The organism is Leptospiraceae bacterium, from assembly GCA_025059995.1.
Classification (GTDB): domain Bacteria; phylum Spirochaetota; class Leptospiria; order Leptospirales; family Leptonemataceae; genus SKYB61.
The window spans coordinates 65890-91223 of sequence record JANXCF010000005.1 but is presented as its reverse complement, the minus strand read 5'-3'; the positions used below and the strand labels follow the sequence as shown (position 1 = coordinate 91223).

21 protein-coding genes are annotated in these 25334 nt (G+C 36.3%); 11 read left to right on the top strand and 10 right to left on the bottom strand.

Annotated elements, in window-relative coordinates; translation table 11 throughout:
* The first annotated feature begins 2 nt into the window (after window positions 1-2).
* The 3 genes from NZ853_08160 to NZ853_08150 all read left to right on the top strand — a co-directional run bounded on the left by NZ853_08160 (window position 3) and on the right by NZ853_08150 (window position 4957).
* Window positions 3-3143 carry a CusA/CzcA family heavy metal efflux RND transporter gene (locus tag NZ853_08160; protein ID MCS7205657.1) on the top strand — a complete coding sequence of 1047 codons (3141 nt, stop codon included), beginning with the start codon at window positions 3-5 and terminating at the stop codon, window positions 3141-3143.
* Between the two features lie 96 nt (window positions 3144-3239).
* Window positions 3240-3839 carry a hypothetical protein gene (locus NZ853_08155; GenBank protein MCS7205656.1) on the top strand — a complete coding sequence of 200 codons (600 nt, stop codon included), beginning with the start codon at window positions 3240-3242 and terminating at the stop codon, window positions 3837-3839.
* A 263-nt stretch (window positions 3840-4102) separates the two neighbouring features.
* Complete coding sequence (locus NZ853_08150) at window positions 4103-4957, top strand: DHHA1 domain-containing protein (GenBank protein ID MCS7205655.1); 855 nt, start codon at window positions 4103-4105, stop codon at window positions 4955-4957.
* A gap of 2 nt (window positions 4958-4959) precedes the next feature.
* On the opposite strand, the gene dut is transcribed toward NZ853_08150, so the two are convergent.
* The 8 genes from dut to NZ853_08110 are packed head-to-tail and all read right to left on the bottom strand — an operon-like array spanning window position 4960 to window position 13758.
* Window positions 4960-5409: a dUTP diphosphatase gene (dut, locus tag NZ853_08145; protein MCS7205654.1), complete on the bottom strand. Its 450-nt coding sequence runs from the start codon at window positions 5407-5409 to the stop codon at window positions 4960-4962.
* Window positions 5409-7703, bottom strand: a complete 2295-nt coding sequence (gene pnp / locus NZ853_08140) for a polyribonucleotide nucleotidyltransferase (protein MCS7205653.1) — start codon at window positions 7701-7703, stop codon at window positions 5409-5411. The genes dut and pnp overlap by 1 nt, the downstream gene beginning before the upstream one ends.
* 10 nt (window positions 7704-7713) lie before the next feature.
* Window positions 7714-7983: a 30S ribosomal protein S15 gene (gene rpsO, locus NZ853_08135; protein ID MCS7205652.1), complete on the bottom strand. Its 270-nt coding sequence runs from the start codon at window positions 7981-7983 to the stop codon at window positions 7714-7716.
* Window positions 7984-8041: 58 nt separating this feature from the next.
* Window positions 8042-8953 (bottom strand): tRNA pseudouridine(55) synthase TruB, encoded by a 912-nt coding sequence (gene truB, locus NZ853_08130; protein MCS7205651.1) that lies wholly within the window; start codon window positions 8951-8953, stop codon window positions 8042-8044.
* Window positions 8950-9327 (bottom strand): 30S ribosome-binding factor RbfA, encoded by a 378-nt coding sequence (gene rbfA, locus NZ853_08125; GenBank protein ID MCS7205650.1) that lies wholly within the window; start codon window positions 9325-9327, stop codon window positions 8950-8952. The genes truB and rbfA overlap by 4 nt, the downstream gene beginning before the upstream one ends.
* Window positions 9328-9334: 7 nt before the next feature.
* Window positions 9335-11728: a translation initiation factor IF-2 gene (gene infB / locus NZ853_08120; GenBank protein ID MCS7205649.1), complete on the bottom strand. Its 2394-nt coding sequence runs from the start codon at window positions 11726-11728 to the stop codon at window positions 9335-9337.
* A 5-nt stretch (window positions 11729-11733) separates the two neighbouring features.
* Window positions 11734-13173 (bottom strand): transcription termination factor NusA, encoded by a 1440-nt coding sequence (nusA, locus tag NZ853_08115; protein ID MCS7205648.1) that lies wholly within the window; start codon window positions 13171-13173, stop codon window positions 11734-11736.
* A 21-nt stretch (window positions 13174-13194) separates the two neighbouring features.
* On the bottom strand, window positions 13195-13758 hold the full coding sequence (locus tag NZ853_08110) for a hypothetical protein (GenBank protein MCS7205647.1): 564 nt from the start codon (window positions 13756-13758) through the stop codon (window positions 13195-13197).
* Between the two features lie 213 nt (window positions 13759-13971).
* Between NZ853_08110 and NZ853_08105 the strand changes: the two genes are divergently transcribed.
* The 8 genes from NZ853_08105 (at window position 13972) to NZ853_08070 (ending at window position 21367) form a co-directional block, all read left to right on the top strand.
* A complete protein-coding gene (locus tag NZ853_08105) occupies window positions 13972-14661 on the top strand; it encodes a hypothetical protein (GenBank protein ID MCS7205646.1) in 690 nt (229 codons plus the stop codon).
* A gap of 63 nt (window positions 14662-14724) precedes the next feature.
* Window positions 14725-16005, top strand: a complete 1281-nt coding sequence (locus tag NZ853_08100; protein MCS7205645.1) for a hypothetical protein — start codon at window positions 14725-14727, stop codon at window positions 16003-16005.
* Window positions 16006-16017: 12 nt separating this feature from the next.
* The gene (locus tag NZ853_08095; GenBank protein ID MCS7205644.1) at window positions 16018-16905 is read left to right on the top strand and encodes a metal ABC transporter substrate-binding protein; all 888 of its coding nucleotides are present in this window, start codon (window positions 16018-16020) and stop codon (window positions 16903-16905) included.
* Entirely contained in the window at window positions 16902-17552 is a 651-nt protein-coding gene (locus NZ853_08090) for an ATP-binding cassette domain-containing protein (GenBank protein MCS7205643.1), read from the top strand. The genes NZ853_08095 and NZ853_08090 overlap by 4 nt, the downstream gene beginning before the upstream one ends.
* Window positions 17549-18376: a metal ABC transporter permease gene (locus NZ853_08085; GenBank protein MCS7205642.1), complete on the top strand. Its 828-nt coding sequence runs from the start codon at window positions 17549-17551 to the stop codon at window positions 18374-18376. The genes NZ853_08090 and NZ853_08085 overlap by 4 nt, the downstream gene beginning before the upstream one ends.
* Before the next feature lie 21 nt (window positions 18377-18397).
* On the top strand, window positions 18398-19612 hold the full coding sequence (locus tag NZ853_08080; protein ID MCS7205641.1) for a Re/Si-specific NAD(P)(+) transhydrogenase subunit alpha: 1215 nt from the start codon (window positions 18398-18400) through the stop codon (window positions 19610-19612).
* A gap of 9 nt (window positions 19613-19621) precedes the next feature.
* Window positions 19622-19939 carry an NAD(P) transhydrogenase subunit alpha gene (locus tag NZ853_08075; GenBank protein MCS7205640.1) on the top strand — a complete coding sequence of 106 codons (318 nt, stop codon included), beginning with the start codon at window positions 19622-19624 and terminating at the stop codon, window positions 19937-19939.
* 15 nt (window positions 19940-19954) lie between these two features.
* Complete coding sequence (locus NZ853_08070; protein MCS7205639.1) at window positions 19955-21367, top strand: NAD(P)(+) transhydrogenase (Re/Si-specific) subunit beta; 1413 nt, start codon at window positions 19955-19957, stop codon at window positions 21365-21367.
* A gap of 33 nt (window positions 21368-21400) precedes the next feature.
* On the opposite strand, the gene NZ853_08065 is transcribed toward NZ853_08070, so the two are convergent.
* The gene (locus tag NZ853_08065) at window positions 21401-22345 is read right to left on the bottom strand and encodes a histone deacetylase (protein ID MCS7205638.1); all 945 of its coding nucleotides are present in this window, start codon (window positions 22343-22345) and stop codon (window positions 21401-21403) included.
* A gap of 51 nt (window positions 22346-22396) precedes the next feature.
* Window positions 22397-25162 (bottom strand): biotin carboxylase, encoded by a 2766-nt coding sequence (locus NZ853_08060; protein ID MCS7205637.1) that lies wholly within the window; start codon window positions 25160-25162, stop codon window positions 22397-22399.
* Window positions 25163-25334: the final 172 nt, after the last annotated feature.

Below are 25334 nucleotides of genomic sequence, written 5' to 3'. Positions count from 1 at the left end.
CTATGAAGAGATTGCAAGATTACTTAATTGATAATCCTGTTTGGACTTTTCTGGTTATAAGTCTTATTATTATCGTTGGGAGCTTGAGTGTTTTGCGACTTTCTATTGATGCTGTTCCCGACATCACAGGTATACAAGTAATGGTTCAAACAAAAACAAAACATTTGGATCCCGAACAAGCAGAATTTTTAGTCACATATCCTATCGAAATGGAACTTTCTGGGATTCAAAAAGTTCAAGAAATTCGTTCTATTACAAAGTTTGGTCTTTCCCTCATCACAGTCGTTTTTGATGATGATATGGATCTCCTTCTAGCAAGACAACTCATCAATGAAAGATTACAAAAAGTTCAAAAAGAATTACCCGAAGGCATTATCCCTCAGCTAGGACCTATAAGCACGGGTTTGAGTGAGGTCTTCATGTATGTTTTGAAAAACAATGACATTTTAAACGAAAAAGAAAAGCTTTTATATTTAAGAACTGTGCAGGATTGGATTATCAAACCACAACTTAGAACCATTCAAGGTGCTGCAGAAGTAGACTCTATAGGTGGATACAGCAAAGCAATATTCGTAGAATATCTTCCAAATGAATTGAATAAATATGGGATAGGTCCTTTGGGGCTTCTACATGCTATCGAAGGGATAGGTGAAATCTCAAGTGGTGGATATTCAGAGTTTCAAAGAAAACGCTTTATTATCAAAAATGATAATCGTTTTTTCTCTCTAAAAGAAATTCAAAATTTTCCCATTCGCATTTATTCAATCGGACCTGCATTGAAATTAAATAATTTTGCCAAAGTACTAGAAAAAGAACAACCAAGAATTGGGGCAGCTACATTCAATGGAGAAGAAACCGTTCTTGGAACGGTCCTAATGAGAATGGGAGAAAACAGCCGAGAAGTCGCAAAGAATGCAGAAGAAGCCATCAAAAGTATTCACAAACCTCAAAATGTTAAGATCCATCCAGTTTATTCAAGAAAATATTTGGTGGATCAAACCATCAAGACTGTTGAGAAAAATTTGTTCGAAGGATCAGTTCTTGTTATTTCTATTCTTACTTTGATTTTAGGAAACATTCGAGCTGCGATTTTGGTAAGTCTTTCGATTCCTTTGTCGATGTTGATTGCTTTTACAGGAATGGTTCAAAATAAGATTTCTGCTAACTTGATGAGCTTGGGAGCTATCGATTTTGGACTCATTGTCGATGCCTCTGTGGTAATGGTAGAAAACATTCTGAGAAACTTAGAAATGAATCCTAACATCTCCAAAGATCAAAAAAAAGAACTAATTCAAAAATCCATTCGTGAAGTTACCCCTGCTATCATCACTGGTATTTCTATCATTATCATTGTTTATATTCCAGTCCTATTTCTTGAAGGTATTGAAGGAAAGATGTTTCGTCCAATGGCAATTACGATGATCATTGCTCTTTTGGGATCATTAGGAATTGCTTTGTTTTTGATACCTTCTTTATCAAGGTTATTTCTAAGATCAGAAGTTCATGAAAATAAATTTCTAAAATTTAGCTTCGAAAAAATAATTAAGAAAATTTATAAAAAAATTATAATTTTTAACTTAAGATTTGGGTTTATTTTTTTAGGAATTACTATTATTCTTTTTTTTGTTTCGTTATATATATTCTACAAAATGCCAACAGAATTTGTCCCAGATTTAGATGAACAAGACTTAGTAATTGGAATTGTAAGGAATTCTGATATATCTTTAGAAGAAATGGTAGAAAAACAAAAAATGGTGGAGAAAATCATTTTAGAATTTCCAGAAGTTGAACATGTGTTTTCTCGGATTGGGATACCGGAATCAGCAACTGATCCTATGGGGATCAATTTTGCCGATACTTTTATTATCCTGAAAAAAGACAAAAATCTTTGGAGAAAAAACGAACACGGGCAACCCATAACAAAACAAGATTTACTCATTGAAATTCGAAATAAAATCCAATCATATCCCCAATTCGAAAGAGATGAAATCTCTCCAACACAGCCAATTGAAATGAGATTTAACGAAATGCTGGAGGGTTCTCGTGCAGACATCAGCCTTAGAATCTTTGGTCCCGATTTGGAAACTCTGTTTGAATTGATTGAAAAAATTAGAGCTATTTTAGAAAGCAACCTTCAAAAAGAAATCAAGGAATTAGTTCAAGATGAATTGAGTGCATTAACAAAAACTCCCATCTTGAAATTTGAAACTAACCCTCAAGCTTTGATCAAATACGGTATTTCACAAAAAGACGTTAATACAATTTTTGAATACAGTTTGGCAGGAAAAGAAATCGGAATTTATTACGAAAATCAAATGAAATACCCAATTATCTTTAGATTAGATGATAAATATCGAAATTCTATTGATGGGATCAATTCCATCCCCATTGATCTTCCTGAGGGTGGCGTCATTTCTCTTAGAGAACTGTCAAACTTCCGCATCGTAGAACAGGTTACTACAATATCGAGGGTCAATTCGAAACGATATGCGGCTTTATCAATCTATTTAAATAGCCGGGATATTGAAGGGTTTGTCAAAAAATCCGAACCACTTGTTCGAGAAGTTTTAAAAGACTATCAAGACTATTATTTTGAGTGGGCAGGACAATATAAAAATTTACAGCGAGCAAAACTTCGAATGATGATATTGATTCCACTAACAATCTTTGTGATTGCTTTAATATTATATCAAAATTTGGAATCTTTTGTGCATACGTTACTTATCATTACTGCTATTCCCTTTGCGAGTATTGGAGGGATTTTTCTTCTTTGGATCAGGGATATTCCATTTAGTGTTTCTACTTCTGTGGGGTTTATTGCCCTTTCTGGAATTGCCATTTTGAATGGAGTTGTCCTTTTGAATGTTTTTAAACAACTTAGACAAGAGGGATTAGATCTTCAAACCACTGTGATTGAAGGAGCTCTGATGAGGATTCGTCCTATCCTAATGACAGCTCTTGTAGCTGCGTTTGGATTTATCCCGATGGCGTTCAATACAGGCATTGGCGCAGAAGTTCAAAGACCTTTAGCAACAATCGTTGTGGGAGGTTTAGTAACTTCAACAATATTAACTTTGCTTCTTTTGCCATATATGTATTATAAAGTTGAAGCTTTTCTTTTAGAAAAGTTTAAAAAAACATGATTTTTTATCTTTTTTCATTAATTATTGAATTACAAACACTACTTCAAAAAATACTTTACAAGTTTTTGATTAACTTTTAACTTTATTATGTCAATCATGAACCAAAGTGAACTAAAGTCCCTTGTCTCTTCCATCTTAGACGAACTCCTAAAAGAAAAATTTGATGAACTCATCTCTAAACACGAAAAACAAGTAAAAAAAATCTCAATCCTAAAAAGACTCCTCAGAGTAGAAAAAGAACTCAAAGCCCTAAGAAAACTCGAAGACAAAAGGTTTGAAGCTTTAATCAAAGAAATCAACACAATCAATGCCCGCATTGAAGCTCTACGAAAAGAAATGAACGACCGTTTCGAAGCCATGAATGAACGTTTCGAAATCCTCTATAAAGAAATTAACCTTCGATTTGAAACTCAACAAAAAGAAATGAACGCTCGCTTCGAAACTCAACAAAAAGAAATGAATGCCCGTTTCGAAGCCATGAATGAACGTTTCGAAATCCTCTACAAAGAAATGAACCTTCGATTTGAAACTCAACAAAAAGAAATGAATGCTCGCTTCGAAGCCATGAACGCTCGTTTCGAAGCCATGCATGAACGCTTCAGAGCCGTAGAAAAAAAACTCCAGTTCCTACAATGGATTATAGCCACGGGTCTTACCTTCTTAAGCGTCCTTATCGCTTTCGTTAAGTTCGAGTAAGAAAAGGAAGATGAGATTGATGTTGATTATGGATATGTTTTTTTGATTGTATTTTGAGTTTTTTGTAGCTCAATTTTAGTAATATAACTTCTAGTTTTTTGTATATAAAATTTTACTTCTTACAAAAATTTTTAACCTCTCTCCGATAAAAAATTTCTTTTAACTAAACAAACTTAATCGGTTTCATATCAGACTTCAAACTAATTCAAAGAAAATTGATGTGATGTTTCAAATTTGTCGATAATTTTATATATATTATTGTTATGTGGGTTTTGTTTCATAAGCATTGTCTGGATGGGACGGCTTCAGCATCAGCTGTCGTAAAAAAATTCGAAAATGTTCGTGTATTTCCGATCAGTCATGGATATTCTCAAGATGAGATTGAAGAAATTCTATCTACAAAAAATGATACCATTTATGTAGTAGATTTTTCATTGAAAAGATCTGATTTTGAAAAACTCCTTCTTAACGGAAATCGAGTCATTCACATCGATCATCATATTACAGCCAAAGATGAGATTGAAGCTTTAGAAAAAGCATACTCCAATTTTGAAAGTATATTCAACTTACAACATTCTGCGGCTTATTTAAGTTGGGATTATTTATTCGGTGATGTGCCAAAGTTAATAAAAATCATCGAAGATCGAGATCTCTGGAAGAAAGAGTATCCAGAGACGGATATTGTCTGTTATTATCTTTTTTCGAAGGTTTTAGATAAACCACAGGAACTCTTAAATCTAATAGAAGAACCGATTTCATCTCTATATGAAAAAGGTTTAGGTATTAAAGAATATATTGACTCCAGCATAGATCAAACCCTGAAAAAAATTGAACCTATTTGGCTTGAGTTTGGAGGTTTTTTAAGAAAAAGATTTCGCATCCCTGCAGTGAATTCTAATACTTATTTATCAGAATTAGGTAACGAACTCGCCAAAAAATACGATGGTTTAGGGTGTGTTTATTATATCACTGGGGAAGAAGTAAAGCTTAGTTTTCGAAGCGTCGAGGGTTCAAAAGTAAATGCTCAAGAGGTAGCTACGTTCTTAGGAGGTGGTGGACATCCACATGCCGCTGGTGCAAGAATTTCTTTGAAAAAATTTATAAAGATGTTAAAGTAAAATCATGCTAAGCCTGTGCTTCCAAAACCACCCTCTCCTCTAATAGAAGGAGATAAATCGGATTTACGAGAAACTACCTCCCATTTAAAGGGAATCTCTTTTTCAACAATGATTTGGGCAATACGTTCATGATTGCGAATACGAAAGGTTTGTTTTCCCAAGTTTATCATAATAATTTTCAGTTCTCCTCGATAATCAGAGTCAATAGTTCCAGGAGAGTTCAAAAGTGTCACACCATATTGATTTGCCAAACCTGAGCGAGGTCGCACAGATAGAAAATAACCTTGTGGAATCTCAAAATACAAGCCCGTGGGAACAGAAAACCAATCTCCTGGTTCCAAGATGATTTCTTGGTCGAACGGCAAAAACGCACGAACATCATAAGCAGCTGCTGCAGAAGTTGCTTTCTCGGGGAGTCGAGCTCCCTTTTCACAAAATACTTTTATTTTCATCAATAGCGATATCTTTTATCTACTCTTGGGGGTCTGTTGGGTGTTGTTGATTTGGGACCTTTGTCTTCTTTCTTTTCGTGCAGGTCTTTAATGATGAGACTTATTCTTCCAGTGTTGTCTATATCAAGAACAGCGACTGAAACCTCATCCCCTACATCCATTACTTCTCGAACTGAACTTATGCGGTGTGGCGACATTTTGGAAATGTGTAATAAACCTTCTTTTCCGGGCATGATTTCGATAAAAGCTCCAAAATCAGTGATACGTTTTACAACTCCCTTGAATATTTGACCTACCTCTATCTTTTTGAACATGTTTTCAATGATTTGTTTTGCTTTTAGGGCAGATTCTTGATTCGATGCTGATATCATGACTTTCCCATCTTGTTCTACCCACACATCCGCACCTGTTCTTTCGATAATGCTTTTTATGATTCTACCGCCAGGTCCGATCAACTCACCGATTTTTTCAACGTCAATTTGCACAGACAAAATGGATGGAGCTGTTGGTGCCAATTGCTCTCGAGGTTTTGAGATCACTTCTTCCATTTTGTCTAAAATATAGTTTTTTCCTCGGGTTGCTTGTTCAATAGCATCTTTTAAGATCTGCAAAGATAGACCCTCAGTTTTGATGTCTAACTGAAGTGCAGTTACCCCCCTTCTCGTCCCTGCAATTTTAAAGTCCATGTCTCCGAAATGATCTTCTATTCCTGCAATGTCAGAAAGAATTAGATATTTTCCTGTTTCATCGTCTTTGATGAGTCCCATAGCTATTCCAGCTACATGACGTTTGATGGGAACTCCTGCGCACATCAGTGCCAATGAGCCTGAGCAAACACTCGCCATTGATGAAGAACCATTAGACTCCAAAATTTCCGATACAACCCTAATGATGTAAGGAAATTCTTCTTGATTTGGTATTACTGCTTTGAGGGCTCTTTCCGCTAAGTGTCCATGCCCAATCTCTCTTCTTGCAGGTGGACCTAAGCGTTTTACCTCACCCGTAGAAAAGGGCGGAAAGTTATAATGCAACATGAACTTTTTGATTTCTTCACCATACACAGTTTCTACCAATTGAAAGTCATCACCTGCACCTAATGTGACTACCCCCAGAGATTGGGTTTGTCCACGGGTAAAAACCGCTGAACCATGCGTTGAAGGTAAAACATCTATTTCAATTTGAATTTCTCGGATTTCATCTACTTTTCTACCGTCAGCTCGAATTCCTTCTTCAAAGATGGTTCTTCGAACTACGTCATATTCGAGCTCGTGAAGAAAATTTTTTGCTTCTTTTAGAACCGAGTCAGCTTGGAGTTGGTTTTGAGTCACATAATTCGAACGGAGTATATAATCTAAGGTTTGTTTATTGATTTCTTCAATTTTTCTTGCTCGCTCTTTTTTATCTTTTGTCTTGTTTGCTTGGTAAACTTGCTCGTAGGCATAATCATACACAAGCTTTTTGAGATTTGCATCGGGTAATTTCAATGAGATTTCTCTTTTTTTTGGTTGGAGTTCTTGAACTAGGCGTTTTTGGATTTGGATTTTTTCTTTGATTTTTTCATGAGCAAATTCAATGGCTTTTAGGAGTATGTCTTCGGGAACTTCTTTTGCCTCTCCTTCTATCATCGTTACAGCACTTTCAGTTCCTGCCACGACCAACTCCATTTCACCTTCTATGAGAATTTCTCGCTTTGGATCACAGTAAAACTTTCCGTCTTTATATCCTACTACTACACCCGCCACCGGTGCATGAAAAGGAATGTCCGAAACTTGAATCGCCGCTGATGCCGCAGTTATGGCATGTCCTTCTAATGAACGTTCAGGGTCTGCCGAAAGCACAGTTACAAGCAACTGAACCTCGCAAAAATAACCTTCGGGAAATAAAGGACGAATAGGTCGATCGATCAATCGAGAAATTAATATCTCGTGATCCAATGGCTTACTTTCTCTTTTGACAAATCCACCTGGAAACTTTCCTACTGCATAAGACTTCTCTCTATATTCCACAGTTAATGGGAAAAAGTCCTGTCCTTCTTGAGGTTCTTTTTCAGCACAAACGGTTGCCAACAACACCAATTTTCCACAACGATATACTACGGCTCCGTGTGCTTGCTTTGCCCAATTTCCTGTTTCAATTGTGATTTCTTGATCTTCCCAAGGCTGAGATAAAGTGACGAATTTTTTTTCTAAAAACAAATTTGAATTAGAAATTTTAGGAATATTCTCACCACTATCTGGAATTTCATCTGAGTATTCTTCGCTTGAAACTACATCATATTTTTCGTCAATATTCATCGATACCTTCTTACCTTCTTAAATTCAATTCTTTTATGATTTCTCGGTATTTTGCAGGATCAGTTCGATGTAGATAGCTTAATAGACGTTTTCTTTGGCTTACTAATTTTAGCAATCCTCTTTTTGAATGATGATCTTTTTTATGAACATTAAAATGATTTTCCGTTAAGTCTTTGATTCTTGCTGTTAAAAGGGCAATTTGAACCTCAGGCGATCCCGTATCTTTGTCGTGCCTTGAAAATTTTTGAATGATTTCTTGCTTTTGTTCGTGGGTTATCATACCATCCTTCTTAAAACACTAGTATTTTTAAATCAATTTGTTATTTTTTTCCTCTCGATTATCTTGTAAACACCTTTTTATAGATATATTCTTTTGAGTGGATTTTCTTACCCCAAGCCAAGATTTCTTTTTTTTCATTTAATAATAAAAAATTTTCTTGTTTTACTTGACTTAAATCCAAGCGAATTTTTTTTCCATGTAAAATCCTTTTTTCTAATTCTATAGGAACCACAATCTGATCCCAATCTCGAAGTACCTCCAACAAAGAAAAAAACTGGATTTTCGACATATCTTTCGTTAAAATTGAATCATATATTGACCAATTACCTATTTTAGTTCGTATCAAACTTCGAACCATTATAGGAACTTGAATTTGACTTCCCAGATCCCGTGCTATTGCTCGAACGTAGCTCCCAGAAGAAACGTGGAGTTCTACTTTTATTATTCCATCCGGATGGAATTCCAAAATTTCGCTTTTGTAAATCTCAATTTTTCGTGGAGGTAAATCCACTTTTACTCCCTTGCGAACCCAATCCGACGATCGTATTCCCTGAATCTTGATGGCAGAATAATCAGGTGGTATCTGTTCTTTGAGTTTTGTCAAGCCCAATACAGCATTAACGATTTTTTCTCGATGAGATTGCAAGAAATCCTTTATTCTTTCAAGATTCCATTCTTCCAGAATCTTCCCTTCAGGATCAAGGGTATCCGTTTGCTTTCCTATCAAAAATTCAACGATGTAGGTTTTGTCTTTTTTGAGAAAGTATTCACTAAAACTCGTTGCTTGCCCAATCAAAAGGATTAATAATCCTTCTGCGAATTTGTCTAGTGTGCCTGTGTGTCCTACTTTTAATTTCGCTTGATACAACTCTTTGAGTTTTTTTTTGAAAAGATTGATAAAGCCAGCAGAGGTTATGCCAGCAGGTTTATAAGCAAAAATGACACTTTCTCTTTTTTCTGCATATATCATGCATCAGGATTATCTTTTTGTTCTGAGGAGGATTTTTTTTCTATCAATTCCAATATGCGATCTCCTTCTTTGATGGATGTATCGATAAAAAACTCAAACTTTGGAGTTCTTCTCAGTCGGATTTGTTTGGATATTTCTGATTGCATCTGCTTTCGGTATCGATTGATGATATTCCAAGTAGTTTGATTTTCTTTTTCATTAGGAGAGAATAATGAAAAAAATATTCTTGCAAAACCAAAATCTTCTGTTAGTTCAACTCTTGTTACAGAGACAAAGGCTATTCGATCATCTTTCTTTTTAATCTTTTGATAAATGTATTCACTAACCTCTCTTTGTATGAGAGATTCAATCTTCCTTTTACGAACGGGATCCATTTTGAAATTAGTTTTTAACTACTTCAACGACTTTATAAAATTCAATCACATCCCCTTCTTTGATATCATTATAGCCTTTGATGGAAATTCCACATTCGAAACCTTCTGCAACTTCTGATACGTCTTCTTTGAATCGTTTGATTTGTAAAACCTCCCCATCATATACCACAATTCCATCTCGTATAATGCGTATTCTTTCATTCCGAGAGATTTTTCCTTTCCGCACCATACAACCTGCCACGTTTCCTACTTTTGCTATTCGGAATACTTGACGAACTTCAGCCTCTCCTGAAACTACTTCTTCGACTTTGGGTTCAAGGAGACCCTTCATCGCCTTTTCAATATCTTCTAAAAGATTGTAAATGATACTATAATATCTGATTTCGACATTGTTCTGTTCTGCGATTTCTTGAGCTTTTGGCGTTGCTCTCACTTGGAAGGATACAATTAAAGCGTTAGATGCTAATGCCAGATTCACGTCGGACTCCGTTATAGGACCTGCAGCTCCATAAATTACATTTACTTTCACATCCTCTGTGGAAAGCTTCATGAGACCATCTCGTATTGCTTCTACTGAACCATGAACATCCGCTTTAATAATCACTTTTAATTCTTTATGTTCTTTGGTCCATGCATCTAAGTCTTTCCATGTGGGTTGTTTTGATTTTGCTTGCGTGATTTGTTTATAGTATTTTCGTTTGGCGGCAATTTCTCTTGCTTCTTTTTCTGATTCTACGACATGGAAAGGATCACCTGGTTCTGGTACATCTTCAATACCAATAATTTCAATAGGAGTGGAAGGCTCAGCAACTTGGAGTCTTCTTCCATAATCATCAAACATTGCGCGCACCTTTCCTGCATATATACCCACCACGAAAGGATCACCTTCTTTTAGAGTTCCTTTTTGAATCAAAATTGTAGCAACTGGACCTTTCCCGGGATCCTTTTTTGACTCAATCACTCTACCTACGGGTCTGACTTTGGGATTGGCTTTAAGTTCCATCATCTCGGCTTGAAGAAGAATCATATCCAAAAGGTTATCTATACCAATATTGTTTTTTGCAGAAATTTCACAAAAGATGGTATCTCCCCCCCATTCTTCGGGTTGAAGTCCATACTGAACTAACTCTTTTCGAACCTTTTCTGGATTAGCTGTGGGTAGGTCAATTTTGTTTATGGCTACGATGATAGGAACGTTTGCCGCCTGAGCGTGATGTATCGCTTCGATTGTTTGTTCTTTGACTCCATCATCAGCTGCAACCACTAATACAACTATATCTGTAATTGAAGCTCCCCTCGCCCTCATGGCTGTGAAGGCTTCGTGCCCTGGAGTATCCAAAAACGTAATTTTCCCTTTTGGGGTCGTGACTTGATACGCTCCTATGTGTTGGGTGATGGCTCCTGCTTCTTTTTCTGCCACGTTGGATTTTCTTATCACATCCAGTAGTTTTGTCTTCCCATGATCCACATGTCCCATGATGGTTACTACTGGAGGTCTTGGTACCCTATCTTCAGGACGATCTTCATCTTCTTTGATAATGGTTTCTTCAAAAAGAGATACTACTTTTACTTCGGTGCCAAATTCCGATGCAACTATGGCTGCTGTATCTGCATCCAAGACTTGATTGATTGTTACCATCTCCCCTAACTTCATGAGCCTAGCTATGATTTCACTAGGTTTTACGTTTAATTTCTTAGCAAGTTCAGAGACTTGAATACTTTCGGTGATTGTAATTTCTTTAGGAATTGAACTACTATGATGTTTTTCAAAATCTTTACTTTCATCTTTCTTTTTTTGTTGATCTTTTTGATTCCATCTTTGTTCATTTTTTTTGTTGAAGATCCTTTCACTTTCCTGCTCTTTTTGTTGTTTCTTCGAACGAACTTCGACTTTCTCTTCACTGACTTCTTCTTGCACTTTGTGATGGTAAATTTTTTTTAACGGCTTCTTGTTCTGTAGCTCAGATAGTTCTTCTTCTTTTTTTACTTTTACATCTTGTAGAATGGTAGGAGTTTCATCTCTTTGTGTTTCTTCTTTTTGCTCTATTTGTTCTATGGGTTCAGGGGCTGGTTTTCGTTCTTTTTCTTCTTTTTTGTTGGGTTCTTGAGGTTTTTGTTCTTTTCCTGCTTCTAGTTCTGCTTCATGTGTTGTTGTATTCTTAGAAGGTAGTTCTGGAGGTTTTTTTACGCTTTTTAATATTACTTTCTTTTGCTCATTTTTCTTTTCCAAAGAGATTTCTTTTTGAATTGTGTTTGATGTTTCAATTGTCTTTTCATTTTTTTGTTTGCTAGAAACTCCTTCACGAAAAACATCTGTAATATCAGATGGTAAATCTTTTCCTTTATCTTTTGTTTTTCCCTTTACTACTACTTTGATCTTTTTTCCTGATGATTCTGCCATAATAACTATTCACTTTCTTGTTGGATTTCTACATTTTCTAATAAGATTTTGATGATGTATTCGGCGGTTGTTTTGTTGATACCTGGTATTTTTTGCAACACTTCTGGTTTTGGTTGTAAATCCTGATCCAAAACGACTTCAACTAATTTTTCTACGCTTTCTATTCCAGCACTTTTCAAAAGTTCAATAACTCGTTTTGTCAAACCGGGAAGTTCAGTTAATGGAGTTAGTTCAGCTTCTTGTTCTTCCTCTGATTTTTTCTTATCTTCTTTTGGAAAGCTGAACAATGCTTCTAATTTTGCTTTTTTTTCAGGATCACTCATTTCTTCTCTATATTCACGCTGAGTCTTTATGTTGATTTTATATCCCAGGAGCTGAGAAGCTAACCGAACGTTTTTACCTCCCACCCCTATGGCATTGCTATATTCATAATCAGGAACTATCACTAACGCTTCATTTTGATCTGTGTCCAAATAAGTTTCTGAAACTTTTGCAGGACTCAACGCATTCGCAATCATGTTTGCTGGGTTTTCGCTATAAGGAATGATATCAATTTTTTCATTATAAATTTCCCTTTGGATATTCTGAATTCTACTTCCTCGAATACCCAGACAAGCGCCAACGGGATCAACATCACTTCTTTTACTATAAACTATCATTTTAGTTCGAAAACCTGCTTCTCGAACAATCCCCAAAATTTCAACAATCCCTGCTTGAATTTCTGGGATTTCTTGCTTAAAAAGTGCCTTTACGAAATCTGCTGACCCTCTTGATAAGATTATATAAGGTTCATTTACCCGTCCTTTCCCATCTTTTCGATACATCACTTCTTTGACTACCGCCTTGATAATTTTTCCCGGTGCATAACGATCTTTCGGCATTTGTTCACTTTTAGGAATGACCCCTGAAGCTTTCCCAATCATCACTGGCACATCTTTATTCCCCACAAAGGACAACACTTGTGCGCTTACAATCTCTCCTTTTTTGGTTATAAATTCAGAATAAATATACTCATTTTCTAAATCTTTTAATCTTTGGTGGAAAGTCGTTTGGATTTCATTTGCATTGTATCGGGTGAAGCTTTCAAAACTCTCTTGGATAGTGATAGTTGAACCAATCTTAGCTTGAGGATCAATCGCTCTTGCTTCTTCTAAGGATTTTTCATAGTCTGGGCTTTTGACTTTTTCGACTACTGTATAGTGAATATAGATATCGAATATTCCTTTTTCGGGATCCATGATGATATCAATGTTGGCATTAGAGCCATATTTCTTGTGTAAAATCGATAAAAAAGAACCTTTGAGAATTTCGATGGTTTGCTCTAAAGTTAGATTTTTTGCTAAGGCAATATTTTTCAAATCTTCGTAAAATTTCGAAAAATTAGGTTCAGTTGGTTTGTTTCGAGTAGACCTTGTGTTTGCCAAACCCACATCTTTTGCTACCATAAACCCCTCAAACAATTAAATTTAAACATCTAAATACAAATTTATCTTTATGATATCTTTTTTTGGTATGATGTAATTTTCTAAATTAGCTTTTTTTTTCTTCAATTTTCTTTCTTTTTTTGGTATATACAACGAAAAAACAAAATTTTCTTCATCTTGCGAGACATATTTTAAAATTTTTTCTTGGTACATTGAATTTTCGGTTGAGTCTGACTTGTGATAAACCTTCATTGGATATTGCTTGAATCTTTCCAAGTCTCTGGGTAGTTTTAGCTCTCGTTCAGCTCCCGCAGAAGAAACCTCAAGCGTATAATTATCAATCTGTAAATCATAAGGAAGAAGTTCGTCGTGATTTGCTTGATCTCCATTTGCGTGGATGATTTTTTCATCCAAAACTTCAATGAATTTCTTACTAAAAGACTCACAAACATCTATCGAAACTGCCCCAAGAGGATGATGAAGATTGTCTAACTCAATCTGAATGTAATAGTCGTTCCTTAATTTTGAAACCTTTAAGTCATAGATTTCAATCCCAGGATAATTTCGTAATAGTTCTTCAGAAATCTTGACAAATGCTTCTACCATAAAACTTGATTCTATAAAAATTTTATTTTCTATCCATTAAAATAAGGATGTATTAGTAGTCAAGTAAATCTTTTGTTCTTTTAAAAAACGATCACTCTTATTCTTCAGTGTGAAAAAATTAAATAAAAATCACACTTTTAGGTTGACGAAAAAAAACCAAAAAAGAAATGTGATTTCTGGGATTAAAAATCACATCAAAATTGGAGAAAAATCATGAGAATAAAAAAAATAAGTATAGTAAGCTTGATAGTTGCGATAACGTTTGCTATCAGTAATTGCACCATCTTCAATCAAAAAAAAGATGACAACCAAGATACCATTGTGGGGTTTTTGCTTCTTCAAGCTTTGAATCCTCAATATTGTACCGCTGCTAATACAAAAGATCATCAAAACAACGATGTGGCATTAACACTCTCAGGTCAGTTAATTTGTGATGGAAATGTCATTAGAGGAACAGGAAGGATCACAGCTCCTGATGATCCTTTAGCAAATGCAAGCATAACTTATAAACTTCTTGGAGATGACTCAAAGATCATTTTTTATGGTTCTTCGGATCCAAATGATTCTAACAGACGAATTGGCTTCGAGCTAGCACTGAATCAAGGAAAAGCTTTCAACAGAGCCTCAAACAAACAAAAAGATCTAACTCCACAACTAAAACCTACTGAATTAAACAAAGAATACAGAGTTTGTTTAGAAATACACTATGAAAATTGTAAGCCACACCTTATCGCAGGAAATGGTGATTGTGGAACTCCCAGGTCGAATCAACCAGCCAAGCTTTTCGATGAAGAAGAGTTTGGAACCTGTGGTGGACAAGCAAGAGGATTCGAAATCAAAAATGCAGAAATCACTATTCAAAAAATGTATTCAAAACCCAATTTTGTTTGGCCACATGACTAAGTATCTTTACCCAACACCCCGTGCCCATTAGCAATTGCTAATGGGTTTTTTTGGAATAAAAAAATGAAACACAAACAAGTATTGGCTTTTTTAGTTTTTGTCTTTAGCCTTCATGGTCAAGAGATTGAAAAACTTTTCGAAGAAGAAATCAAAAAAACTTCCCCTCAAAAAGAAACCCAAAAAGAAACCTTCACAGGAAGCCCCACCCAATTTCAATTCCAAGTATTCAATCGAAGTTGGACCTTGGATTTGATGGCAGCAATCGATAGTGTATATGAATGGGACAACAACAAAGTTCGCACCACAGACCGAAAATACATCATTCGAACAGGAGAGTTTGGTTTTTATAGTGCCATCGATCAACTTGCTTTTGGAACCTTGACGTTTGCCGCTCATTACGAAGAGGGAAAACTTTTTCCTGAGGTTCACGAAGCCTTTTTTTTGTTTCCCGCAACCATCATTCCGAGAGTGAACATACGTTTGGGAAGAATGTTTCCTGATGTAGGAAGGCTCAATGGCATCCATCAGCATGATTGGCCCTTTACTACGCCACCGGTGGTTCACAAAGAACTCCTTGATTACGAAGGTATTTTAGATACAGGATTGGAATTAAGTTATCTCTTCCCTTGGAGCTTTTGGCAGGAATTAAGCTTAGGTGTTTACAATGGAAGAGTCTTTGGTCATGCCCACTCAGAAGGAGAGCTCAAACAAAATCCTTTATACACATTGCATCTTAAACACTTCTTTCCTTTATCAAATTACTGGGGAACGGAGTTTGGTTTTTCCTTCTTGCGATGGCATCCTACAGAACTTCCCAATGAATGGAATCAACAAGTGGGTTTTGATTTTTATTTGAAATACAAAAAGGGAAGATACAAAACCTTTTTTCTTCAATCTGAATTCTGGTATCGAGAAAACTTAATACGACAAAAAGAACGATGGCGATATTTTGTAAAAGAAGACTTTACCTTAAAAGAACCAACTGACTTCTTTGGTGATACTTTTGATTTCAACCCTCCTGAAAAGATCGATATAAAAAGCCGAAACTTTGGAGTGTATCATTTTCTTGAATACCAATTTTTAGATGGTTGGTTCATTGGCTATCGTTATGATTATTACTTCATCCCTTCTTTAGAACAAGTCAATCCCTACAAACGAACAAGAGAATATAAAAAAAACGGAACCGAAGAAAATAGTCTTGTTTTGACGTATAAGCCTTCAGAATTTTCGTATTTTCGTATCCAAGCTACCAACACGGGAGATTTTGGAAACGGACAAAAAACACGGCAGTATTACTTCCAAGCTGTGTTTATCATAGGGATGCATCCTGCTCATAAATACTAAAGGAGTCCAAAAATGAAACGATGGTTATTTGTAGTTTTGTTATTTTTACCCATAAGTATTTTCGCCAAAATCAAGATTGTTACGACATTGAGTGTTTTAAAGCACATTGCAGAACAAGTGGGAGGAAACAAAGTTCAAGTAGAATCGTTAATCCCGAGTGACGTGGATCCCCACTTCGCCGATGCAAGACCTGATTACATTCTTAAACTCAATCAAGCTGATTTGCTTGTGTATATTGGAATGGATTTGGAAGTAGGTTGGCTTCCAAAGTTGATTGAACAGTCAAGAAATCCCAAAATCTACACAGGAATGCCGGGAAACTGCGATGTGAGTGTGGGCATTCAAGTCTTAGAAAAACCTACAACCCCTGTTGATCGTTCGATGGGAGATATTCACATTTATGGAAACCCTCATTACTGGCTCGATCCTCTCAATGCAGTGATCATAGCCCGAAATATCAAAGATCACCTACAAAAAATCGACAACGCCAATGCCAACTACTACGAAGAACAGTATCTGAATTTTTCCCAAAGGATCAAAAACTTCACAATAGAAAAAATCAAACAATACCAAAACCTCAAAGGTGTAAGGGTAGCTGTTCATCATAGAGAATTCATCTACTTTCTTAATCGTTTTGGATTTGTGGAAGTAACATCTTTAGAAGAAAAACCCGGAGTTCCTCCTTCAGCGAGCTACTTATTAAAAGTTGTGGATATTGTTAAAGCTCAAAAAGTTCAATTGATTTTAATTGCGCCTTACAACAATCCCAAATATGCTCAGTTTGTTTCCGAAAGAACTGGAGTCAAATACGTAGTAGTGCCCACGAACATCACAGATAAAATCCCAACCTATGAAAAATTGATGGAGACAATCTTGGAAACCATCTCTAAAAATATATGAGTTTCTCTGAAAATCTTCTGGTCAAAATTGAAAATGCTGAGATTGGCTATAAAAAAAATATCTTAATTCAAAACCTTTCTCTTCAAATCCATCGTGGTGATAAGATTCTTTTACTTGGTTCTAATGGTGTAGGAAAGACCACTCTTATCAAAACGATTTTAGGTATTCAAAGACCTCTGCAAGGATCGATTTCTTTTTTTTATTCATCTTGTTCGTATGTTCCTCAAGCCTTAGAAATACCCAAAGAGTTTTTATTAACCATTGAAGAGACATTAGAACTATACTACGACACTAAGCTATTTCCAAACAAGAGAAAACATGAAAGACAAAAAGAAATCAATGAGGTTCTAAAGAAAACCAATCTTTTCGAAAAAAAACATCTTCTTTTACGGGAATGCTCAGGAGGAGAGCTACAACGAACCTTCATTTCCAGAGCTCTTCTTCGAAAACCAGAACTCATTGTCTTTGATGAACCCTTGGCTGCGGTAGATGTGGATAATCAAAAACAGTTTTTCTCTTTGCTTGATACCATTCACAAAGAATACCAAGTTTCCATCCTTATGACTTCTCATATTATGAACGAAGATTTCTTGAAGTTCTTTTCTCGGAAGCTTTTGATTAAAAACAAAGTCTTGATGGAAGTATGATCGACAAGATTTTATTTTATCTGCCTCAAATTCTCTTGGGTGGAGTTTTGGGAGTTTTTGTAAGCTGGATGGGAGTTTTCGTAATCCTTCGAAAAAGCGTTTTTTTAGGCATAACGTTAGCCCAAGCCATTACGTTAAGTGTGATTTTTGTTTTACTTTTAGACATCCATAGTGAGTTACTTACTTTGATTTTGGGGATTCTCTTTTTTCTTCCCGTTTTTGTTGCGTATGAGCGTTTCAACCTCAAAGAAGCGATTTTAGCTGCTGGTTTTGTTTTCTATGGTGCCCTCGGACAAATCCTTACTTCTCTTAGTGGAAATGTGCAAAATCACATCATTGCCGCTTACTTTGGAAATATTCTTCTGATTTCCGAAAAAGAATGGAGTCATATTTTAATCCCTTTGATTGTCATTCTTTTTTTATTTGTAATTTTTTATAAAAAAATTTTAGCAATTAGCTTTGATCCTCTTTTTTCGAAAATCTCAGGAATACGTGTTTCTTTTTATGAAGGAATTTATTTCTTGATTCTATCTGGGATTTTGACGTTATCCATTCACTTTATGGGTTCTTTTTATACTATTGCCCATTTGGTGATACCTCCCACCATTAGTTTGTTGATCTCAAGAAACTTTTTCTTTACTTTTCTTTCCTCTACCCTCATATCTGTATCATCTACGATTTTGGGTTTTGTTGTTTCTTTATGGGAATGGGAAATTACATTTTTAGACAAAACCTTACATTTACCAACATCAAGTTCTATTATTGTAATTCTCAGTCTTTTCTTGATACTACTTTTGATGAAACCAAAGTCCCACTACCAATAAGAGAAGAAACTTGTTTTTTTCTTGTCTTTCGCTCATCCTTTAGATTTTTTACTATTAAATTTTCATTCAGGAAGGTGTCCCTTGATCATTAGTGTTCCAAAAGAGATCCATACAGGCGAAAAGCGAATTTCCTTAATTCCTGAAACAGTTGCTAAATTCAAAAAAATGGGTTATACTATTTACGTTCAAAAAGATGCTGGAGTTGAGGCAGGATTTTCCAACAAGCAATACGAAGAAGCAGGTGCCATCATTCATGATAACATTGAAAAAATCTATAATGAAGCTGATATTTTAGTCAAAGTCAATGTTCCTTCAGTTCATCCATTAACTAACAAACAAGAACTCCACATGATGAAAGAAAATTCTTACTACGTGGGCTTTTTCTTTCCTTTGATTAACCTAGATCTCGTTCGCATAGCTCTGGAAAAAAAAGTCAATGTCTTAGCAATGGATGCCATCCCAAGAATCACAAAAGCTCAAAGAATGGACGTACTGAGTTCCCAAACAAACTTAGCTGGGTATCGTGCGGTAATTATCGCTGCCAATCATTCAAGAAAAGTTTTTCCTTTGATGATGACCGCAGCTGGAACTGTTTCTCCTGCAAAAGTGGTGGTTTTGGGAGCTGGAGTTGCAGGGCTACAAGCAATTGCCACTGCGAAGCGCTTGGGTGCTGTCGTTGAAGTTTCTGATGTTCGAAAAGAAGTTAAAGAACAGGTCCAAAGTTTAGGTGCCAAGTACATCGAACCGCCAGAAGTAGTAGAAGAAGAAGGGGGTTACGCAAAAGAAGTTTCAAAAGAATTTCTTCAAAAACAACAAGAAATCCTAAAGAAGCATCTTTCCAATGCGGACATTGTCATCACCACAGCTCAAGTACCTGGCAAACGAGCTCCCTTGTTGATCCCCGAAGATATGGTAAAAGTCATGCAACCTGGTTCGGTAATCGTTGACTTAGCAGCATCAACGGGTGGAAACTGCGAACTCACAGAACCTGATAAAATAGTCGAAAAATATGGAGTCAAAATCATTGGTTTTACAAATGTGGTTTCTGATGTGGCTTTTGATGCAAGTCAACTCTACTCAAAAAACATCCAAGCATTCATAGAATACTTAACCAACAAAGAAGGTAAATTCCTAACAAACTTAGAAGATGAAATCGTCAAAGGCTGCTTAATCACTTATAATGGGGAAATCCTTCATCCCAAAGTAAAAGAACTTATCACTTCAGCTAAAACTTAGGAGGTTTGTATGTCATTTCATGAATTGGTTTTATTGTTTACTGTTTTTGTTTTGGCGGTTTTTTTAGGTTTTGAGTTAATTTCGAAAGTTCCCCCTACTCTTCATACTCCTTTGATGTCGGGTTCCAACGCCATTTCGGGTATTACCTTAGTGGGTTCTATTGTGAGTGCTGGTTCTGAGTTGGATGCAAACGTCCTAATTTTTGGATTTGAAACCAGCATTTCTGCTTTGTTGGGTTTCATTGCTATTTTCTTAGCCACCATCAACGTGGTTGGAGGATACTTAGTAACAGACCGAATGACAAGGATGTTTAAGAAGAAAGAATAACCTCAAGGAGACGATATGAGCCAAGAGATTTTGATCATTATTTATTTAATTGCGGCTGCTTTATTTATTTTTGGTATCAAACAACTGAGTAAAGTCAAAACAGCCCGAAGAGGAAACTTCACCTCCGCATTAGGAATGCTCATTGCCATTATTGCAACCCTTTTAGATCAAAATGTCGTATCTTATGAATTAATCATCGTGGGATTGATTATTGGTTCCATTGTGGGAAGTATCATGGCGCTAAAGGTTCAAATGACGGCAATGCCTCAAATGGTAGCTTTACTTAATGGCTTTGGTGGTGGTGCCTCTTTGCTCGTTGCTATGGCAGACTTCTACAAAGAAGTTCCTTCTGAACTGTATGTGGGTATTACGATTTTCTTGTCTATACTGATCGGTGGGGTAACTCTTACTGGTTCTATTGTGGCTTTCGGAAAACTTCAAGGTATCATCACAGAAAAAGCTGTGGTATATCCTCTACAACATCCCATCAATTTTGCTTTGCTCTTGATTGCAATCATTCTTGGGATTTTATTTGCTACAGACACTACTGAAATAACAAGTGTTTTTCAATCTATAGGTTGGGAGGTGAATGTTGTTTTAATTACCATTGCCATCTTGTCTTTGATTTTGGGGGTTTTGATTGTGATCCCCATTGGTGGTGCTGACATGCCCGTTGTGATTTCTCTTTTGAACTCCTACTCAGGTATAGCTGCTGCGATGACAGGTTTTGTTTTGAATAATGCAGTTCTCATTATCACAGGATCTTTGGTAGGAGCTTCAGGTATCATCCTCACTGACATTATGTGTAAAGGAATGAATCGATCTTTAATTAATGTGATGTTAGGAGGATTTGGTTCCACAACAGCAGGATCTCCTGTTGCTGAGAAAAAAGACATCGTTGTCAAAGAGGTCGGTTCTGAAGAACTCGCCATGATGCTTGATGGAGCAAACAACGTGATCATCGTTCCAGGTTATGGGATGGCAGTTGCCCAAGCCCAACATGTAGTAAAAGAACTCATGGATGAATTAGAAAAACGTAATGTGAATGTTCGTTTTGCCATCCATCCAGTTGCCGGAAGAATGCCAGGACACATGAACGTTTTACTTGCAGAAGCAGCAGTTCCGTATGATCGACTTTACGAAATGGATCAAATCAATGATGAGTTTTCTAATTGTGATGTGGCTTTGGTGATTGGTGCAAATGACGTGACAAACCCCGCCGCTCGAAGTAATCCCAATAGTCCCATTTACGGTATGCCCATATTAAATGTTGACAAAGCAAAAACAGCTGTTGTTATCAAACGAAGCCTGAGACCTGGTTATGCTGGTATTGACAATGAACTCTATGGGTATCCTAACTGTTTGATGTATTTCGGTGATGCAAAAGAGGCAATTTCGAAACTAATCCAAGAACTCAAAGCTTTATAGAAACGCAACTACGGTTGCGTTTTTACCCATTTTTTATCCATCAAGAAGCACTTCTGCGTGAAGTTTCACTGACTCAGCCAAAGCAGGTAGTGAATACCCTCCTTCCAAATAAGAAATGACCTTTCCACCACAACATTCATTGGCAATCTTCACAATCTTTTCTGTCATCCATTCATACATTTTTGAAGATAACTCCATTCCTCCTAAGGGATCCATCTTATGGGCATCAAAGCCAGCTGAAATCAAAATCAACTCAGGCTCATACTCTACGATTTTGGGAAGTATACGATCCTCAAATGCTTTTTTATACTCAGAGTCTCCTGAACTCCTAGGCATGGGAACATTCAAAGTAAAACCTTTTCCTTCGCCTTCCCCTATTTCATCAATCGCACCTGTCCCCGGATAAAACGGAAACTGATGAATGCTAATAAACAAGACTTCTTTTTCTTGATAGAATTCATCTTGAGTTCCATTTCCGTGATGAACGTCCCAATCCAAAATTACGATCTTTTTTAGTCCTTTTGATAGAGCATATCTTGCGGTGATTGCCACATTGTTAAAAAGACAAAACCCCATACCCCGAGATCTCAAGGAATGATGACCAGGTGGTCGAACAAGAAGTAACGCCCTTTGGACATGATTTGAAAGAACCTTATCAACAGCCTCTAAACCACAACCAACGGCAAGCAAAGCCGAATCAAAAGAATCTTTACTTACCGGAGTATCTCCATCTAAATAACCACCACCTCTTTGAGAAACCTGCCTTACGTAATCAATGTAAGATTTTTTGTGAACAAGTTCTATTTCTTCCGTTGTGGCAAAACGTTTAGGCAACATAGTGAAACGATCATAAACCCCTGATTTGAGCAATTTTTCGTGGATTGCAATTAGTCGTTGCGGCGTTTCGGGGTGATAACTTCCTGTGTCGTGCTTTAAAAACAAATCATCAAAAAACAAACCTACTTTCATTCTATCAATTTAATATAAATTTCTTCTTTAGTACATTGTTTTTTCGAATATGCCCTTTTCTTACATGCTTTGGTATATATTGTCCATGATTTTTCTTGTATATTCTTTTCTTCGCTTTTCTAGAATTTCTGGAGTTTCGATTTCAACTTCCTCATCAGGCTTTACTTTAAAAATTGCTTGTCCCTTTTGAACAACTACTCCATCCTGTTTTACTAATTTTTCAACAATAGTTCCTGAGAATTCCGCTGGGATTTTATTGAACATTTTCATCACTTCAATTACGAATAGAGGTTGACCTGTTTCAAAATGACTTCCCACTTCAACATATGGTGGACTTGTGGGTGTTTCTCGGAAGTAAATCATTCCTCCCATGGGAGCTACAATAGTATCTGAAGTTCGTGGTGGTGGTGGAGATAAATGCTTAATGTATTCTTTTTGTCTTTGAGGATCATAATATTCACTTGGGAAAACAAGCCTTAAGTTCCGATCTAAATAAACATCAAAAATCTTACTTTCTAAACCTACATAGATAAGAATCTCCAAAAGTTCTAAACCTAAAGTATGTCCAATGTGAGCTGAAAGGATTTCCTTTTTTCCATCAATTTGGAATGTTTCTGTTAGTATTTTGTGAAGTTCGTAGAAGTTTTCCGGTAAATTTTTGTAATGATGATACAAATCTCGATAGAATTCCAAGCCCTTTTGAAGAAGTTCATGATCATGGAACCAGATTTTTTGAGAAGGTGGTGTATCCCGCTCATCGAGGTGTAAAAACCTATATAGATCATCTAAAACAATCAAAGGATTTTTTATCCATCGCACTCTTTGATTGGTGTCTAAAACAAAACTTTTGTTATAATTGTATCTTAACCAACCCGCTAAAAGATGAGGTTCTTTAAGGATTTGCTTTAAGGGTCTTGTTATAAGAGTAAGTTTGTAATCGATAATGTTTTTGATTGTATTTCCATAGAGCTTGATGTAGAAATTTTCCATGATTTCCCATGCTGTATCTACATCGATATTTCTCGCATGTTGAGCCAAATTGCCTACCATTGCAAGATAGGGCATTGTGACTTTTGTGTCGGGTCTTGCCATCTCATCCAAACCTAAAAGAAAATATACCATGCCCATGTGGAATTCTCGGTTGGTTTCTAAATCCACACCTCTTAACTCCATTCTTCTTAAAATATCCCCTAAGCGTTCCAAATTTTGCTTACGAGAATTTCCCCAAGAAACAATCAAAGCAATATTGGAGTCATAAGCACCTGCTAAGTGATAGTGAATAAAAGTTTTTGTATCTGGGTTTCGAATTCCAATTCCTTGATCATCCCGTAATTCATATTCTACGGGATCAGACCAATATTCAATGATTCCTCCAGCATGAGGTTGGAGAGCTTGATTCATGGCATTGAGACGCACCTCACCGCCAGCCAAATTCTTTAGATACCTTTCTGGTTTAGGAAGTCGCTTCCCATGTGCTGCACATAAAACCATAGCTTCGACAATGGATTCAACCTCAAAGTAATCATCAGGATTATTAGGGTTTCGGAAGCGAAGACCATAGACCATTTCCGTCACTCGATGTTCAACTTGAATACGAGTATTTACTTCCATGAAGTAAAAACCTTCATCCGAAACAATACACTCAAACGTAGAAGCTGAATTCAATCCCACAGCTTCCCCGAAACGTGCTCCTTGTTCTTCCATTTGACGAAGGAACTCTCGATCACGCTCTAAACGTTTTGCCCATTCGACTTTACCTTCTTTGTAGAGACGTTCTATCTCGTATGCATAAAGCTCATCGGTTATGGAAAGCTCCACTAATTTTTGTTCATACATTTGGATACTGCAATCACGTCCACCCAATGCAATTGCCCATTCTCCATTCCCTAAAAGCTGTATTTCATTGTGACGTGTGTTTTCTATATTTAATTCAATGAGAAAGTTTTTATTATCTGCAGGACCTAAAGCTTTTGCTTCTGATAAAACTTCCAATACAGCTGAAGGAACTTGATCTGCTGTTGTTACAATCCTTTGTCCTTTTCCACCACCTCCACCTACGTGTTTTAGACGAACTCTTTTCCCAGGATTTTGTTCTAAGATTTTCGCAATTTCTTCTTTTGCTTTTTTTTGTAAATCCTCTAGCGTAATGAGAGGAACACCTTTTTTGTAGCTTTGATTTAAAATTTCTTCGGCAAGTTCTTCATCATTGAGTTGATCGATGTTGGGTATATCAAATTGATGTTTTTGAATCAAATCTAATAAACCATTACGACCTTGAACTTTGTCAATTAAGGTTAATGAAGTGATATTATCAATACCTGGTGTAACTGAAACTTGAACTTTACGTGCAATTTTTTTAGCATTATCTTTGGAACCTGCCTTAAGGTGAACTCCTGATTCAGGTCCAACGAAACCAATACCTGCATTCTCAAGAGAAGAAACAAAGTGAGCATCCTCTGCCATGAAGCCATAACCAGCAAACACATGAGTATAATTATATTTTTTGCAAATGTTGATGATGTCTTGGATTCTCTGGTTGCGTTCATCTTGAGTTGCACCTGTATAATCGGGGATTCGGTGGACACGTTCAGGATCCCTGATTTGACGGAGCTCAGGAGCAAGAGTCTGAGGATAGACTACAGAATCTTTTTCTGATAACAGAATTCCATATCGTATCCCTAAGCCTTCGAACACATCCATTGCTTCTTTACGAATGGGACCTCTACACACAATCAATATGCTTAAGTGGTTGCAAGCGAAACTACGAACCCATTCACTTGGGGAGTCCAAATATTTGATTTTTGTGATTTCCTTTACAGACTTCATGGGCACCTTCTTTTGCTCAAAGAATTTGCTATACAACTTTCTTTATAAATACGTTTTTGTCAAATGTTTAAGATGGTTTATCCATCTGAAAATAAAGTCAAAACGAATCAGGTTTAAATTTATGAATAAAAAAACAAATTGAAAATAGAAAAGTCTTTCTTTTCTTAGTTTC

Excerpts from the sequence above, each read along its gene's own strand:
- NZ853_08160 (MCS7205657.1), top strand. The coding sequence starts at position 3 with ATGAAGAGATTGCAAGATTACTTAATTGATAATCCTGTTTGGACTTTT.
- NZ853_08155 (MCS7205656.1), top strand. The coding sequence starts at position 3,240 with ATGAACCAAAGTGAACTAAAGTCCCTTGTCTCTTCCATCTTAGACGAA.
- NZ853_08150 (MCS7205655.1), top strand. The coding sequence starts at position 4,103 with ATGTGGGTTTTGTTTCATAAGCATTGTCTGGATGGGACGGCTTCAGCA.
- dut (MCS7205654.1), bottom strand. The coding sequence starts at position 5,409 with ATGAAAATAAAAGTATTTTGTGAAAAGGGAGCTCGACTCCCCGAGAAA.
- pnp (MCS7205653.1), bottom strand. The coding sequence starts at position 7,703 with ATGAATATTGACGAAAAATATGATGTAGTTTCAAGCGAAGAATACTCA.
- rpsO (MCS7205652.1), bottom strand. The coding sequence starts at position 7,983 with ATGATAACCCACGAACAAAAGCAAGAAATCATTCAAAAATTTTCAAGG.
- truB (MCS7205651.1), bottom strand. The coding sequence starts at position 8,953 with ATGATATATGCAGAAAAAAGAGAAAGTGTCATTTTTGCTTATAAACCT.
- rbfA (MCS7205650.1), bottom strand. The coding sequence starts at position 9,327 with ATGGATCCCGTTCGTAAAAGGAAGATTGAATCTCTCATACAAAGAGAG.
- infB (MCS7205649.1), bottom strand. The coding sequence starts at position 11,728 with ATGGCAGAATCATCAGGAAAAAAGATCAAAGTAGTAGTAAAGGGAAAA.
- nusA (MCS7205648.1), bottom strand. The coding sequence starts at position 13,173 with ATGGTAGCAAAAGATGTGGGTTTGGCAAACACAAGGTCTACTCGAAAC.
- NZ853_08110 (MCS7205647.1), bottom strand. The coding sequence starts at position 13,758 with ATGGTAGAAGCATTTGTCAAGATTTCTGAAGAACTATTACGAAATTAT.
- NZ853_08105 (MCS7205646.1), top strand. The coding sequence starts at position 13,972 with ATGAGAATAAAAAAAATAAGTATAGTAAGCTTGATAGTTGCGATAACG.
- NZ853_08100 (MCS7205645.1), top strand. The coding sequence starts at position 14,725 with ATGAAACACAAACAAGTATTGGCTTTTTTAGTTTTTGTCTTTAGCCTT.
- NZ853_08095 (MCS7205644.1), top strand. The coding sequence starts at position 16,018 with ATGAAACGATGGTTATTTGTAGTTTTGTTATTTTTACCCATAAGTATT.
- NZ853_08090 (MCS7205643.1), top strand. The coding sequence starts at position 16,902 with ATGAGTTTCTCTGAAAATCTTCTGGTCAAAATTGAAAATGCTGAGATT.
- NZ853_08085 (MCS7205642.1), top strand. The coding sequence starts at position 17,549 with ATGATCGACAAGATTTTATTTTATCTGCCTCAAATTCTCTTGGGTGGA.
- NZ853_08075 (MCS7205640.1), top strand. The coding sequence starts at position 19,622 with ATGTCATTTCATGAATTGGTTTTATTGTTTACTGTTTTTGTTTTGGCG.
- NZ853_08070 (MCS7205639.1), top strand. The coding sequence starts at position 19,955 with ATGAGCCAAGAGATTTTGATCATTATTTATTTAATTGCGGCTGCTTTA.
- NZ853_08060 (MCS7205637.1), bottom strand. The coding sequence starts at position 25,162 with ATGAAGTCTGTAAAGGAAATCACAAAAATCAAATATTTGGACTCCCCA.